Annotated in this window: 18 protein-coding genes; 12 read left to right on the forward strand and 6 right to left on the reverse strand. The window is 31.2% G+C overall.

The genetic code is table 11. The features are described from left to right. The first annotated feature begins 4 nt into the window (after nucleotides 1-4). Complete coding sequence (locus BUA46_RS11745) at nucleotides 5-454, forward strand: sterol desaturase family protein (RefSeq protein ID WP_019388162.1); 450 nt, start codon at nucleotides 5-7, stop codon at nucleotides 452-454. Between the two features lie 16 nt (nucleotides 455-470). Then, on the forward strand, nucleotides 471-1,616 hold the full coding sequence (locus tag BUA46_RS11750) for a lycopene cyclase family protein (protein ID WP_019388161.1): 1,146 nt from the start codon (nucleotides 471-473) through the stop codon (nucleotides 1,614-1,616). Here the strand turns inward: BUA46_RS11750 and BUA46_RS11755 are convergent. The 5 genes from BUA46_RS11755 to BUA46_RS11775 form a co-directional block, all read right to left on the reverse strand. Continuing rightward, nucleotides 1,613-2,176: a TlpA family protein disulfide reductase gene (locus tag BUA46_RS11755; protein ID WP_019388160.1), complete on the reverse strand. Its 564-nt coding sequence runs from the start codon at nucleotides 2,174-2,176 to the stop codon at nucleotides 1,613-1,615. The genes BUA46_RS11750 and BUA46_RS11755 overlap by 4 nt on opposite strands. 49 nt (nucleotides 2,177-2,225) lie before the next feature. Then, nucleotides 2,226-2,651: a DUF5606 family protein gene (locus tag BUA46_RS11760; protein ID WP_019388159.1), complete on the reverse strand. Its 426-nt coding sequence runs from the start codon at nucleotides 2,649-2,651 to the stop codon at nucleotides 2,226-2,228. A 55-nt stretch (nucleotides 2,652-2,706) separates the two neighbouring features. Continuing rightward, entirely contained in the window at nucleotides 2,707-3,297 is a 591-nt protein-coding gene (def, locus tag BUA46_RS11765; RefSeq protein WP_019388158.1) for a peptide deformylase, read from the reverse strand. An 87-nt stretch (nucleotides 3,298-3,384) separates the two neighbouring features. After that, on the reverse strand, nucleotides 3,385-3,795 hold the full coding sequence (gene ruvX / locus BUA46_RS11770; protein WP_019388157.1) for a Holliday junction resolvase RuvX: 411 nt from the start codon (nucleotides 3,793-3,795) through the stop codon (nucleotides 3,385-3,387). Nucleotides 3,796-3,899: 104 nt separating this feature from the next. Beyond that, a complete protein-coding gene (locus BUA46_RS11775; protein WP_019388156.1) occupies nucleotides 3,900-4,208 on the reverse strand; it encodes a hypothetical protein in 309 nt (102 codons plus the stop codon). 325 nt (nucleotides 4,209-4,533) lie between these two features. Between BUA46_RS11775 and BUA46_RS11780 the strand changes: the two genes are divergently transcribed. From BUA46_RS11780 to BUA46_RS11800, 5 genes are all read left to right on the forward strand, one after another. Continuing rightward, nucleotides 4,534-5,349, forward strand: a complete 816-nt coding sequence (locus BUA46_RS11780; RefSeq protein ID WP_019388155.1) for a 2,3,4,5-tetrahydropyridine-2,6-dicarboxylate N-succinyltransferase — start codon at nucleotides 4,534-4,536, stop codon at nucleotides 5,347-5,349. Between the two features lie 138 nt (nucleotides 5,350-5,487). Further along, a complete protein-coding gene (locus BUA46_RS11785; RefSeq protein ID WP_035106440.1) occupies nucleotides 5,488-6,402 on the forward strand; it encodes an ATP-grasp fold amidoligase family protein in 915 nt (304 codons plus the stop codon). 36 nt (nucleotides 6,403-6,438) lie between these two features. Continuing rightward, nucleotides 6,439-7,383 carry a Stealth CR1 domain-containing protein gene (locus tag BUA46_RS11790; RefSeq protein ID WP_019388153.1) on the forward strand — a complete coding sequence of 315 codons (945 nt, stop codon included), beginning with the start codon at nucleotides 6,439-6,441 and terminating at the stop codon, nucleotides 7,381-7,383. Nucleotides 7,384-7,421: 38 nt separating this feature from the next. Continuing rightward, entirely contained in the window at nucleotides 7,422-8,498 is a 1,077-nt protein-coding gene (locus BUA46_RS11795; protein ID WP_019388152.1) for a CDP-glycerol glycerophosphotransferase family protein, read from the forward strand. A gap of 2 nt (nucleotides 8,499-8,500) precedes the next feature. Beyond that, complete coding sequence (locus tag BUA46_RS11800; RefSeq protein ID WP_019388151.1) at nucleotides 8,501-9,256, forward strand: glycosyltransferase family 2 protein; 756 nt, start codon at nucleotides 8,501-8,503, stop codon at nucleotides 9,254-9,256. Between the two features lies 1 nt (nucleotide 9,257). Here the strand turns inward: BUA46_RS11800 and BUA46_RS11805 are convergent, their stop codons facing one another. Beyond that, a complete protein-coding gene (locus tag BUA46_RS11805) occupies nucleotides 9,258-10,019 on the reverse strand; it encodes a lipopolysaccharide kinase InaA family protein (RefSeq protein WP_019388150.1) in 762 nt (253 codons plus the stop codon). Nucleotides 10,020-10,094: 75 nt separating this feature from the next. Here BUA46_RS11805 and BUA46_RS11810 point away from each other — a divergent pair, with 75 nt between their 5' ends. The 5 genes from BUA46_RS11810 to BUA46_RS11830 all read left to right on the forward strand — a co-directional run bounded on the left by BUA46_RS11810 (nucleotide 10,095) and on the right by BUA46_RS11830 (nucleotide 14,190). Continuing rightward, a complete protein-coding gene (locus tag BUA46_RS11810) occupies nucleotides 10,095-10,655 on the forward strand; it encodes an L-threonylcarbamoyladenylate synthase (RefSeq protein WP_019388149.1) in 561 nt (186 codons plus the stop codon). A gap of 16 nt (nucleotides 10,656-10,671) precedes the next feature. Next, nucleotides 10,672-12,096 (forward strand): CCA tRNA nucleotidyltransferase, encoded by a 1,425-nt coding sequence (locus BUA46_RS11815; protein WP_019388148.1) that lies wholly within the window; start codon nucleotides 10,672-10,674, stop codon nucleotides 12,094-12,096. Further along, complete coding sequence (locus BUA46_RS11820; RefSeq protein ID WP_019388147.1) at nucleotides 12,093-12,545, forward strand: GNAT family N-acetyltransferase; 453 nt, start codon at nucleotides 12,093-12,095, stop codon at nucleotides 12,543-12,545. The genes BUA46_RS11815 and BUA46_RS11820 overlap by 4 nt, the downstream gene beginning before the upstream one ends. A gap of 73 nt (nucleotides 12,546-12,618) precedes the next feature. Further along, complete coding sequence (locus BUA46_RS11825; RefSeq protein WP_019388146.1) at nucleotides 12,619-13,635, forward strand: COX15/CtaA family protein; 1,017 nt, start codon at nucleotides 12,619-12,621, stop codon at nucleotides 13,633-13,635. 39 nt (nucleotides 13,636-13,674) lie between these two features. Continuing rightward, nucleotides 13,675-14,190 carry an IS1096 element passenger TnpR family protein gene (locus BUA46_RS11830; protein ID WP_019388145.1) on the forward strand — a complete coding sequence of 172 codons (516 nt, stop codon included), beginning with the start codon at nucleotides 13,675-13,677 and terminating at the stop codon, nucleotides 14,188-14,190. Nucleotide 14,191: the final 1 nt, after the last annotated feature.

A 14,191-nucleotide genomic window follows, 5' to 3' on the forward strand; every position in this document is an offset into this window, starting at 1 on the left:
AAACATGCATACTTTCTATTGGATACTTATATTTTTAGGCACCTATGGCTTTATGGAGTTTATGGCGTGGTTTACCCATAAATATATTATGCACGGATTTTTGTGGAGTTTACATAAAGATCATCATCATAAAGACCATGATAGTTGGTTTGAACGAAATGATGCTTTCTTCATTTTTTATGCAGTGGTTAGTATCGGTTTCTTTTTACTTTGGAAATACACCAGTTTTTGGGCAGGCTTACCTATCGGACTTGGTATTTTTGCTTACGGATTATCATACTTCATTGTGCATGATATTTTTATCCATCAGCGTTTTAAACTGTTTAGAAATGCCAATAATTGGTATGCTAAAGGCGTAAGACGCGCACACAAAATTCATCATAAACACTTAGGTAAAAAAGATGGTGAGTGTTTTGGGATGCTATTTGTACCTTTTAAATATTTTAAAAAGTAGTTTACACTTCAAACTAATGGCAAATAATACCCATTTCGATTATATCATTATTGGAAATGGTTTAGCTGGGTTACAGCTTGCTCTAAAATTGGCATCGGATACTTTTTTTGATAACAAAAACATCGCGTTAATTGATGCATCACCTAAAAATAGTAACGATAAAACGTGGAGTTTTTGGGAATCTGGTAAATCTCAGTGGGATACTATAACCCATAAAACTTGGAGTAAAGCATCGGTTATAACTAATAAAAAGCACATCAATTTAGAGTTAAATCCATATACGTACAAAACCGTTCGGGCAATAGATTTTTATAATTATGCGAAGCAAATGCTTTCAGTTAAAGAAACCTTTAATTTTATAATTGAGAAAGTTGAAACGGTGACAGAAGTTGATAACGTATCTGTAAAAACTAACACAAATACATATTCAGCTTCTCACGTTTTTGACAGTAGAATTCCTGATGCATTTTCCCTTCTTTCAAAAAAGCATATTTCGATTATTCAACATTTTAAAGGCTGGGTTATAGAAACTAAAAAAAACGTATTTAAGTCTGATTCCATTACCATGATGGACTATCGATTAAAGGACAGCAACCAAACTACATTTACCTATGTGCTACCCTTTTCTGAAAATACAGCTCTAGTAGAGTTCACTTATTTTACATCAGATTTGGTTAGTGAAACTACGTACGATTCTTTTATAAAAAAATACATTAGTGATTACCTTAATATTGTAGACTATAAAATTATAGAAACTGAAATGGGTCAAATACCCATGACTAACTTTCCATTTGAAAGCTATAACACAAATAGCAAAACAAAAATAGGAACTGGTGGCGGTTGGGTTAAAGGGTCTACTGGGTATTCTTTTAAACACACTGAGAAAAAAGTCTCAAAAATTATAGAAAATTTAAAAGCCAATAAAAACCCTTCAGCGCGCTTATTTAAACGTCGATTTAAGTTTTATGATAAAGTATTCTTGAAAGTTTTAAAAGATGAAAACCAAAGAGGAGAATGGATATTTCAACAGTTTTACAATAAAAATTCTATACAAACCATGTTCCGGTTTTTAGATGAAGAATCAACAGTAATTGAAGAAATTAAAATCATGTATTCTTTATTTTCTTGGAGTTTTATAAAGGCCTTTTTTAAAACGTTTTAAAGTTTTAATAAATCGTCAATAGAAGTTCGGACTTTGTCGCTATTCCAATTGGCTGCTCCAGTTTTATCAATAACAATATGTCCTTCTTTATCTAAAAGAAATGTTCTTGGAATACTTGTTACATCAAAGTTGCTAGGATATTGAGTCAATGGGTTAAACACTTCAAAAGTGTAGCCTTTCTTTTTAATAAACTCGTTAACTACTTGAAAATCTTCATTAGATACAAAAACAAAGTCAATTTTACCGCTATAATCTTTATAAAGAGCTTCCATACTGGGCATTTCAGCAATACATGGCGGACACCAAGTAGCCCAAAAATTAACCAAAATAACTTTTCCTTTTAGGTCTTGAAAATTTAGAACGGTACCCTCACTGTTTTTAAGTAACCAATTGTAATCTTCAAGAGTTTCTTGTTTAGACGTATTGATTGTAGAAGGACTAAATACTGCTAAACTTTTATGCAACAAAACCTGTATTGGCTGTCTTGTTTGAGGAATTATTAATAAACCAATAATTATAAAAAAAATAATATTTTTTATTTTACCTTTTGTTAATTTCATGGTTTAAAAATCAAAAAACCTTCTAAATGAAGGCTTTTTATATTTAATATTATTCTTCTTCGTTTGAAGCTTCTTCTTCAACTACTTCTAAATCGTTGAGCATATCGTGCTGTTGCAACAAGTTATACCATTGTATTACTTTCTTAATATCGCTAGCATATACTCTATCTTCGTCATAATCTGGCAGAACATCAAAGAAATATTCTTCTAATTTATCTTTACTATCTTTTGGCTTAACAGATGTTGGCTCTCCGTTTTCTTTCTTTTTTATATTTAGAAAAACTTGACGTAAAGGCACTTCTTCTGTTAAAGTATAAATTGCAATCTCACTTAATACACTTACATTGCTTTGTATACTTACAGAAATTCGTTTATTGTCTACTAATGATTCAGCAACAAAACCACCACGCGTTTGAGTTATTAACTTATATAACCCTGGTTTTCCTGAAATTGAAATTACTTTATCTAAACTCATAAATTATGTTTTAAAAAGGGGCAAATATCAAATGTTTATTAATGTATTGCAAGTATTATCGTTTCTTTTTTTCATCGGGAAAACGCATTCTGTAATCTACATTTATTTTCCCTTTAGAGATGTTGGTTAACTTGCCTTTTATTAATCTCTTTTTTAGGCTAGATAATTTATCGGTAAATAAAATACCTTCTATATGATCGTACTCATGCTGAATTACTCGAGCTATTAATCCGTTATAAGTTTCTTTATGCGGATTAAAGTTTTCGTCTAAATATTCAATTGTAACAATTGGTTTTCTAAAAACATCTTCCCTTACATCCGGGATACTTAAACAGCCTTCGTTAAATGCCCACTCATCACCCGCTTCTTCAACAATTTTAGCATTTATAAAAACACGCTTGAACCCTTTTAACAACTCTTTTTCTTCATTTGTAAAATCTTCATCTTCTGAAAAAGGTGCTGTATCCACTAAAAACATTCTAATTGGCAAACCTATTTGGGGTGCAGCAAGACCTACTCCAGCTGCATTATACATAGTCTCAAACATACTTTGTAAAAGTGTATCGAAATTAGGATAATCTTTCGTTATCTCTTTTGCCTTCCTCTTTAATACAGGGTCTCCGTATGCTACTATTGGTAAAATCATGCTGTGTTTAATTAAATCTTTGCAAAAATACAATACTTATATATTTTGTATTGTATTTAACAAAAATTTATTCTTTTAAGAAATAAATTATTTTGAGTATAAATAACTTTGTAGAATAAGAGTAGCGCTTATTTCGTCTATAAGAGCTTTATTTTTTCTTTGATTCTTTTTTAGTCCACTATCAATCATGGTTTGAAATGCCATTTTAGAGGTAAATCGTTCGTCAACACGCTTAATAGGGATTTTAGGAAAAGCCTTCTCCAATTTAGTAATAAAAGGTAAAATGTGAGTTTCACTTTCAGAAGGCGTATTGTCCATTTGCTTTGGTTCGCCAACTAAAAACAATTCAACAGTTTCTTTTGCAGTGTATTCTTTTAAAAATTGAAGCAACAATTTAGTTTCAACTGTAGTTAAACCAGATGCTATAATTTGCATTTCGTCAGTTACTGCCAACCCTGTTCGTTTGGTTCCAAAATCAATTGCTAGTATTCTTGCCATTTATTTTTTATGTAAAAGTATAATAATAAAATAACAAAGGCTATCCAGATGGATAGCCTTTACTCAATAGTTAACCTTAATTATTAATACTTGAACATTATTTTTTAAGCTCTAACAGCTTTATTTATTTCTTTAAAAACTAAATTGATATTACTTACTTTTCTTTTACGGTTTAAGTAAATTCTAATATCACTAGTACTTCGTGCAATCGTTTCATTAAATTCTGAAACATCAATTAATAATGAATCATCATTTACAGTATTAGTCTCTACCATCATAGTAGCTATTTCAGCATCTACAGAAAAAGAAACAGTCTTATTAGTTTCTATTGCATCTACTTCAGAAGCACTTTGTGCATTTCCGAAAGAGAAAGAAAGTAATAAAATTAATAATATGTAAATATTTGTTTTCATCTGTTTATCATTGTTTGATGATTCAAATATATATCGAGTTGTTATGTTTTGAATAAAAAATTAGTTGTACGAGCCAGTATTTTCGATAACTAGAGCAGCGGTAAATTTTTACCGATAAATGGTTTAAATACAATTTTTAACGCTCAAATACAAGCTGTCCTGCTTTTAGTCGAGTAATCGATTAGTCTAAAAGATGAAAAGCACTATTTATCCATAAAAAGCACATACAGAATTGAATAATTTTCATTGAAATGAGCTTATTATTATTTCTTATTCAATGACTTTTTGAAGGATAGCCATTATATTTGCCAAAAATTATAAATCAATGACTGAACTACAACAAATCATAGAGAACGCTTGGAATAACAGAGCGCTTTTAAAAGAAGAGGAAACAACCACAGCTATTAGAAACGTAATCGATTTGCTAGACAAAGGTGAATTACGTGTTGCAGAACCAACAACAGACGGTTGGCAGGTTAACGAATGGGTTAAAAAAGCAGTTGTTTTATATTTCCCAATTCAAAAGATGGAAACTCTAGAAGCTGGTATTTTTGAATATCATGATAAAATTCCGTTGAAAAGAAATTATGCTGAACGCGGCATTAGAGTAGTTCCTAACGCTGTAGCAAGACATGGCGCTTATATTTCTCCAGGAACTATATTAATGCCTAGTTATGTAAATATTGGTGCATATGTTGATGAAGGTACCATGGTTGATACTTGGGCTACTGTTGGAAGCTGTGCACAAATAGGTAAAAATGTACATTTATCTGGTGGTGTTGGTATTGGTGGTGTTTTAGAGCCATTACAAGCTGCTCCTGTAATTATTGAGGATAATGCCTTTATTGGTAGCCGTTGTATTGTTGTTGAAGGCGTACGTGTTGAAACCGAAGCTGTTTTAGGTGCTGGAGTTACTTTAACTATGAGTACTAAAATTATTGATGTTACTGGCGACAAACCAATTGAATATAAAGGACTTGTACCAGCGCGTTCTGTAGTTATTCCTGGAAGTTATGCCAAAGAATTTCCATCAGGAACATTTAACGTACCATGTGCTTTAATTATTGGTAAACGTAAAGAAAGCACCAATAAGAAAACAAGTTTAAACGATGCTTTACGTGAACATAATGTAGCGGTTTAATTTAAGCAACGAATTAAAATAAAAATAAGATCAGCTTTATGTAAGTTGGTCTTATTTTTTTTCAAACAATTTCTACTTTAAATTTAATATTAAACTACCTTGTAGTTTTATTTTATATTTGTCAAAATTATTCGCATAATGCTTAAAAACATACGTAAGTTCAGCATGAGGATGTTGAGAAAATTAAAGTTTTTACCTCCAAAAACTTATGCTCACTTTCTTTATGAACATTACACCGGAAAAAAATTAAATCTCGAAAATCCACAAGAATTTAATGCCAAAATACAATGGCTTAAAGTTTTTTATCACCCTGACATCTTAACACAATTGGTAGATAAATATGCAGTAAGAGCATATGTTGAAGCAAAAATTGGTGCACAATATTTAAACGATATTTATGGCGTTTATGACCATCCAAAAGAAATAAATTACGACGATTTACCTGTTAAATTTATAGTAAAAGCGACCCATGCCAGTAGTTATAATTTAATTGTTCGAGATAATGAAAATCTAAATAAAGAGAAAACCAGCAAACTTTTTAAAAAATGGCTAAATAAAAGTCAGTACTATCGAACAGGTCAAGAATGGGCATATAAAAACGTAAAACCTCGATTAATTATTGAAAAGCTTTTAAAAGATGAAGGCGGAATATCTTTAATTGATTACAAATTTTATTGCTTTAAAGGGAAAGCTAAGTTTTTAGAGGTACATTTAGATAGAGAACAAAATCATAAACGTGGATTTTATGATTTCGAATTTAACCCTCTGCCATTTAGATATGTATCTCTTAAAAAAAGTATTTCATCGGAAGTTGAAAAACCAAGCAATTTAGAAGAAATGATAAAATTATCTGAAATCTTAGCTGGTAATTTCCCATTTGTTCGAGTTGATTTTTACTCTATTGAAGGCAAAAGCGTTTTTGGCGAAATGACATTCTATCCCTCAGACGGAAGAAAAGATTTTATTCCAGATGAATACAATAAAATTATTGGTGAATATATTGAACTTCCTAAACTTAAAAAAGGGCAGAAAGTTATTACTGAAATTGAATAAATAAAATGTTACAAGATACCATCCGCTCGTTAAGTTATGACTACAACTAAAACAGAAGAACTTATTATTGATGCCGTAATTTTATGGGTAGATGGTGATGACGAAAAACATCAGGCCAAAATATTGCCTTTTTTAAAAGACTCAAATAAAATTACTTCTAAAAAATTCAGAACCCGATTTGATCAAGTCAATGAGATTAAATTTACAATTGATTCTATTCTGAAATTTGCTTCATATGTTAGAAATATTTACGTTGTAACTGATGAACAAACTCCAAGTTTTCTGAAAAATGAGCATAAGGATGCTAAATACAAAAACGTAAAAATTATTGATCATACGGAGATTTTTGATGGTTATGAAAAATATTTACCCACCTTTAATTGTAGGCCCATTGAAACGTGTTTATATAGAATTCCTGAATTAGCTGAACATTTTATTTATTTTAACGACGACTTCTTCCTAATTAATGAAACAAAACCATCAGATTTTTTTCAAAATGGTCTCCCTGTATTAAGAGGTAAATGGTTGAAGTTTGATAAAGATATCTTTTATAAAAGGTTCAAAAAAGCAAAAAAAGGTCATAAAGCAATACAACAAAATGCTGCGAAACTCGCAGGATTCAATAAATACTATAATTTCAAACATACTCCGCATCCATTACGAAAAACGACGTTTAAAACATACTTCGAAGGTCATGAGGCTGTATTAATTGAAAATATTAAACATAAATTTAGAAACGACATACAATTTACACCCCAAGGTTTAGCAAATCATCTTGAAATAAAAAATAAAACCTGCGTTTTTAAAGATGATTTACAATTGTTATACTTTAGGTCTTACAAGAAACCATTAATTTGGTATAAGTTTAAATTAAATGTAAAATCTAAAAACAAATTATTTTTAGGTATGCAAAGTTTAGATTTGTGTCCGCCAAAAATTTTAGATTATATTTTGAAATGGCTTGAAAACCGTATGGTTTAGTGATAATTTCAAACCAATTATAATCTCAAAAAGTTAGAATGAATTATAGATTTTTAATTTACATATCATACAGTTATGCATTACCCATAGGAAATCCTTTGGAAACAGAGATTTTAAACCGAGGATATACCGTAAAATGGTTTTCAGATTTAGATGACGGTAAAAAATCAATAAGTCATAAAACGAATACATTAGATACAATTAATGAAGTAATAGAATTTAAGCCCGATATAGTTTTAACCGCAACCGATGATGTGCCAGATTTCATTACCGGTTTAAAAGTTCAAATATTTCATGGTTTTTTAACTTATAAAAGACCTGAGAAGAAAACAGGGGAAGCGCATTTTAGAATTCGGGGATTTTTCGATTTGTACAGTACACAAGGGCCTTCAACTACAAAAGGGTTTCTAGAACAAAAAAAGAAGTACCCATATTTTGAAGTTATGGAAACTGGTTGGCCTAAAGTAGACCCTTTATTTCCGTTAGAAAATAAAGAAAACACTAAAACGATTATGATTGCTTCAACGTTTACTGAACGTTTAAGTTTAGCCTATAATGATGCTGTTTTTAATGAAATAAAACGACTTTCAAATAGCGGCATGTTCAATTTTATAATGGTTTTACATCCAAAATTACCAGAACATATTGTTGCAAAATGGCAATCATTAAACGGAAAACATTTCAAATTTCATAACACAACCCAATTAATTCCGTTGTTCAAAACATCAGATATTTTGTTTGCCGATACGACTTCAGCAATTCAAGAATATTTATTGCAAAAAAAGCCTGTAGTTACTTTTAACCACACTTACAAACACGATTACTTATTGCATGTTAATAATGCTAATGATTTAGAAGACACTTTTAACTTTGCCTTAAGCTATCCTAAAGATTTAATAGAAAAAATTAACGACTTTGTTAAAGAATTACATCCCTATTCCGATGGAAAATCGAGCAGCAGACTTATTGATGCTACTATATCATTTTTACATAAAGATAAACGCCATTTAAAATCTAAACCGTTAAATTTGATTCGAAAATTTAAAATCAGAAAAAAGCTTAATTACTTTACATTAAAAAGCTATAACAAGCAGTTTACCATTTCAAAAGATTAAAAATGCAAAAGCTTACAGCCATCATCCCAACTGGGAATGAAATACATAATATTGAAGCCGTTGTTGCTTCAGTAAATTTTGCAGATGAAATAATAGTAGTAGATAGTTTAAGTACAGATGGCACCTATGAAAAAGCAAAAGAATTAGGCGTAAAAGTGATTAGAAGGGCTTATGAATATTCTGCATCTCAAAAAAATTGGGCTATTCCACAAGCTAAACACGAATGGGTTTTACTTGTTGATGCCGATGAGCGCGTCACACCTGAATTAAAATCCGAAATCCTTAAAATTTTAAAAAATCCTCCAGAACCTATTGTAGCCTACTGGATAGGTAGAAACAATCATTTTATGGGCGAACGCGTCAATTATAGCGGTTGGAGAAACGATGCTGTTATCCGATTGTTTAAAAGGGATTTCTGTAAATACCAAGATAAGCATGTACATGCCGAAATTATTGCAGATGGTGACGTAGGGCGATTAAAAGAAAAACTGTATCATAACACCTATATTACTTTCGATAAATATCTTGAAAAAATGAATCGTTATGCGTGGTGGCAAGCGAAAGATTATGATAAAAAAACGGGAAAGCTAACACCTTATCATTTTATTATAAAACCATTTTGGGGCTTCTTTAAACACTATATTTTACAAAGTGGTTTTCGTGATGGTGTTGTAGGTTTAACCATTGGATATATACAAGGATATGTTGTATTTATGCGCTATGTAAAACTTTGGTTACTTCGAAAAAACAGACAATAATCTAATTTTTCCAAAATTTCAATTTCTTTTTTAGACGTTTCTTTTTATGAAATTTATATTGAAACGTTTCTGTAGAATTCCACATTAAATCGAAAATCTTATTAAAATCTTCACCTGATGCTTTCGCATACTCATCGCTCATTAATTCAACCATAGATTTATGAGTTGTAAGTCTAGAGAAGTTTTTAATTCTACTTTCAAAATCTAAAGATTCAAACTTCATCCGGTTTAAATCCACTAAGTAAAAATCGTAAGTATTACCATTTTTTTTAATTAAAGTATTTCCAGGAGAATGATCTAGAAAATGGATTCCATTTTCATGCAGACTATAGGTAAATCTCGTAAATGCTCTTAAAATAGTATCGAAATCAGGGTAATTTAAATCTTTAGTAAGCTCTCTATACGTTAAATCGCATTGTAATTGCTCACTAATGTAAAAACTTTCTTTAAAAAACAGAGGACTCTTATTTTCAAAATATGCTATTGGTTTCGGGGTTCCTACTTTTAATTCATTCAACTTTTTCGCATATTCAAAAGAACGTTGTGCTTTACTTTTTCTAAAAAAATTATAAGCTATTTTGTTAAATATATTAGGAATTTTAAAGGCTTTAATATTATAATCAACCCCTTCTATTTTCACTATTTTGATGATGTTTCGTTTTCCAACACCACCTTCAATCTCACTGAAGTTATCAACTATTTTAGAAATCTCCGTTTTAAAAGAGTCACTTAAATCTTCACTAAAAACCTTAATTTTCTTCATATATAAAACAAACTAGCAAATGCTAGTTTTATTTTCTGTTGTAAATTTGCAATGCTGCAAATATAGCTTCAAAATATGAATAAAGAAATTAATAGCGCACTTGAAGTTTTAAAAGCAGGGGGACTTATACTCTACCCTACAGATACGGTTTGGGCTATTGGTTGCGACGCTTCGAACGCAGAAGCGATAGATAGAGTTTTTGCATTAAAAAAACGTGATAAAAGCAAACCATTAACCTGTTTGGTTTCAGACGACAGAATGCTAAAAAAATATGTAAAGCACGTGCCTGCTTCTGCTTTAAACATCATAGAAATAACCGATAAACCAACAACTATAATTTACGACGAAGCTCAACATTTGCCTTTAAATTTAATTGCTAAGGACGGAACAATCGCCATTAGAATTCCAGACGACGATTTTTGCTATTGGCTTACCAGAAAACTTAATGGTGCACTTGTCTCTACCTCTGCAAATATTAGTGACCAACCAACTCCAAAATCATTTAAAGAAATAAGTCCAGAGGTTTTAAAAGGTGTGGACTATGTTGTAAATTTGCAACACGATAAAATCTGTTCAAAACCATCATCAATAATCAAATTGGGTAACAATGGTATTGTTAAGATTATAAGAGCTTAAAACCTCAACATCATCAATGAATTACAAAGAAGCGTTACAACATCCTATTTTCAATATCATATCAAAATCTGCTAAAGAACTGCAATTGGATGCTTTTGTTATTGGAGGTTTTGTTCGCGATTTTCTTTTAAAGCGCGGTGATGCGAAGGATATTGATGTCGTTGCGATTGGCAATGGTATTAAATTGGCAAAACAAGTTGCTCAAAACCTTCCTAATAAACCAAAAGTACAAGTTTTTAAAACGTATGGAACCGCTATGTTGCGTTTTGAAGATATAGAAATTGAATTTGTTGGCGCACGCAAAGAATCTTATTCTGAAAATAGTAGAAACCCATCAGTTGAACACGGCACACTTGAAGACGATCAAAACCGACGCGATTTCACAATTAATGCCTTAGCTTTAAATCTAAATCCAGCTCATTTTGGCGATTTACTGGACCCTTTTAATGGTATTAAAGATCTAGAAAATAAAACGATAAGAACACCCTTAAACCCAGATATTACTTATAGTGACGACCCATTGCGAATGATGCGAGCTATACGTTTTGCAGCCCAATTAAACTTTAAAATTGAAGATGCTTCTTTAAAATCCATCTCAAAAAATTGTGAGCGCATCAAAATAATTACCGAAGAACGTATCGTGACGGAGCTCAATAAAATTCTTGAAAGCAAACAACCTTCTATTGGCTTTTTGCTATTAGAAAAAACAGGATTACTTAAATATATTTTGCCCGAATTAATTGCATTAAAGGGTATTGATGAAGTTGAAGGACAAAGGCATAAAGATAACTTTTATCACACCTTAGAAGTGGTTGATAATATTGCCCAAAATACAGATAATCTTTGGTTACGATGGGCTGCACTGCTTCATGATATTGGTAAAGCTCCTACCAAAAAATTTAGCAAAAAAGTTGGTTGGACATTTCATGGGCACGAATTTGAAGGTTCAAAAATGGTATATCGCTTATTTAAAAGACTTAAAATGCCATTGAATGACAAAATGAAATTTGTTCAAAAAATGGTATTAATGAGTTCTCGACCAATTGTTTTAGCACAAGATATTGTAACCGATTCGGCCGTGAGAAGATTGGTTTTTGATGCGAGCGATTATGTAGATGATTTAATGACTTTATGTGAAGCCGACATTACTACCAAGAACCCAAAAAAATTCACGAAATATCATAATAACTTTAAAATTGTTCGCGAAAAAATTATTGAAGTTGAAGAGCGCGATCATGTTAGAAATTTTCAACCTCCTATTTCTGGTGAGGAGATCATGTCGGTTTTTAATTTAAAACCCTCACGAGAAATTGGAATAATTAAGGAAGCCATAAAAGAAGCCATTCTTGAAGGTGAAATTCCAAACGAATATGAAGCGGCATATAAACTCATGCTGGAGAAAGGTAAAAAATTAGGACTAAAATCTGCCGTAGATTCATGATTACTGTTAAAAGAACAAATTCTAAAAATAAAGATTTTATAAGTTTAGTATCCTTATTAAACGCCTATTTAAAAAGAATTGATGGCGATGAACATGCGTTTTACAGTCAGTATAATAATATTGATGTTTTAAAACATGTAGTTGTTGTTTATAAAAATGAAACGCCACTTGCTTGTGGTGCCTTTAAAGCCTTAAGTGAAGATACAGTTGAAGTAAAACGCATGTTTACTCAAGAAAGTTCTAGAGGCATGGGTTTAGCCTCAAAAGTGTTACAAGAATTAGAAGTTTGGGCAAGAGAACTTGATTTTAACACCTGTGTTTTGGAAACAGGAAAACGTCAAAAGGAAGCCGTTTCATTTTATAAAAAAATGAATTATAGCATAATACCAAACTACGGACAGTACATAGGCATTGAAAATAGTTTATGTTTTAAAAAGGAATTAAAATAAACTATTGTCTCCTCGAGCGCAGTCGAGAGGTTACAACATTTAATAGGTCTCGACTGCGCTCGACCAGACAGATATGAAAAAGGACAACAAAAAAGTAATTTACTGGTTATTAACGGGTTGCATTTTAATTTTTATCATGGTTGTTGTTGGTGGCATTACCAGATTAACACATTCTGGATTGTCTATTTCCAACTATAAACTAATATCAGGCACCATTCCTCCTATGAATGCAGTTGAATGGCAGGAAGCTTTCGATTTATACAAGCAGTACCCAGAATATCAAAAATTAAACAACCAATTTACACTTGAAGATTTTAAAGATATCTACTTTTGGGAATGGCTCCACCGTGTTATTGGAAGGTTTATAGGTCTCGTATTTTTAATTCCATTTTTATATTTTTTAATAACGAAACAACTTTCAAAATCCACTTTAAAAAAAGCAATAGTTTTACTCTGCCTTGGATCCTTCCAGGGCTTTCTAGGTTGGTATATGGTAAAAAGCGGATTGGTTGATAATCCTGATGTTAGTCATTACAGATTAGCAGCGCACTTAACTACCGCATTTATAACCTTTGCTTATACTTTTTGGGTAGCATTAGATTTAATGTTTCCTGATAAGAAAGCAATCAATAATGCGTTTAGAAACTTAATTCGCTGGGGGTTATTTATAGTAATTGTGCAAATTATTTACGGTGCTTTTGTAGCAGGTTTAGATGCCGGTTTTATGCACAACCACTGGCCAATGATGAGCGAAGGAAAATTTATGCATGAAACCGTTTATACCGAACAAACTCCTACCTATAAAAACTTTATTGAAGGCAAAAGCGGAGTGCAATTTGTACACAGAATACTAGCTTTTGTAGTGGTTGGATTTATATTAGCCATTTATTATAAATCTAAAAAATTAGCCCTTACAAACTATCAATCAAAAGGATTAAATTTATTAGTTGTTATTTTAGGGTTTCAATTTTTATTAGGGGTTTTTACCATATTATTACAAGTCCCTGTTTGGTTAGGTGTTGCTCATCAAGTTGGTGCATTTTTTCTTTTAAGTGCTATGACATTTACTTTGCATCGCTTTTCCAAATAAGATAAATGAGTTAACTTTGCACTTCAATATTTATACGTAATGATCTATAGATTTAGAGTTATTTTAGATAATGACACAGAAGAAGATATCTTCCGCGATTTAGAAATTCGTGAAACCGATACGCTTGAAGATTTGCACAACATCATAACGCAATCGTTTGGTTTCGACGGAACTGAAATGGCTTCATTTTATTTAAGTAACGATCAATGGGATCAAGGTGAAGAAATTTCATTATTCGATTTAAGTGATGATGGTTCTGCGCGTTTAATGAATGAAACTAGTTTAGATAGTGTTGTTCACGAAGCACAAACTAAACTTATTTATGTTTACGATTTTTTAAGCATGTGGACCTTCTTTGTTGAATTAGCCGAAATAGTTGAAGAAACTGAAGGGCACGATTATCCGAACTTGATGTTTGTTAAAGGACAAGTTCCAGATGAAGCTCATGAAAAATCGTTTGAAACTTATAGTGAAGAAGATGAATTTAATGAGTTTGAAGATGAAATTGACGTAGATGATTACGATAATTTAGATTTTGATGAGAACTGGAATTAAC

It is taken from the genome of Algibacter luteus, assembly GCF_900141715.1.
Taxonomy (GTDB): domain Bacteria; phylum Bacteroidota; class Bacteroidia; order Flavobacteriales; family Flavobacteriaceae; genus Arenitalea; species Arenitalea lutea.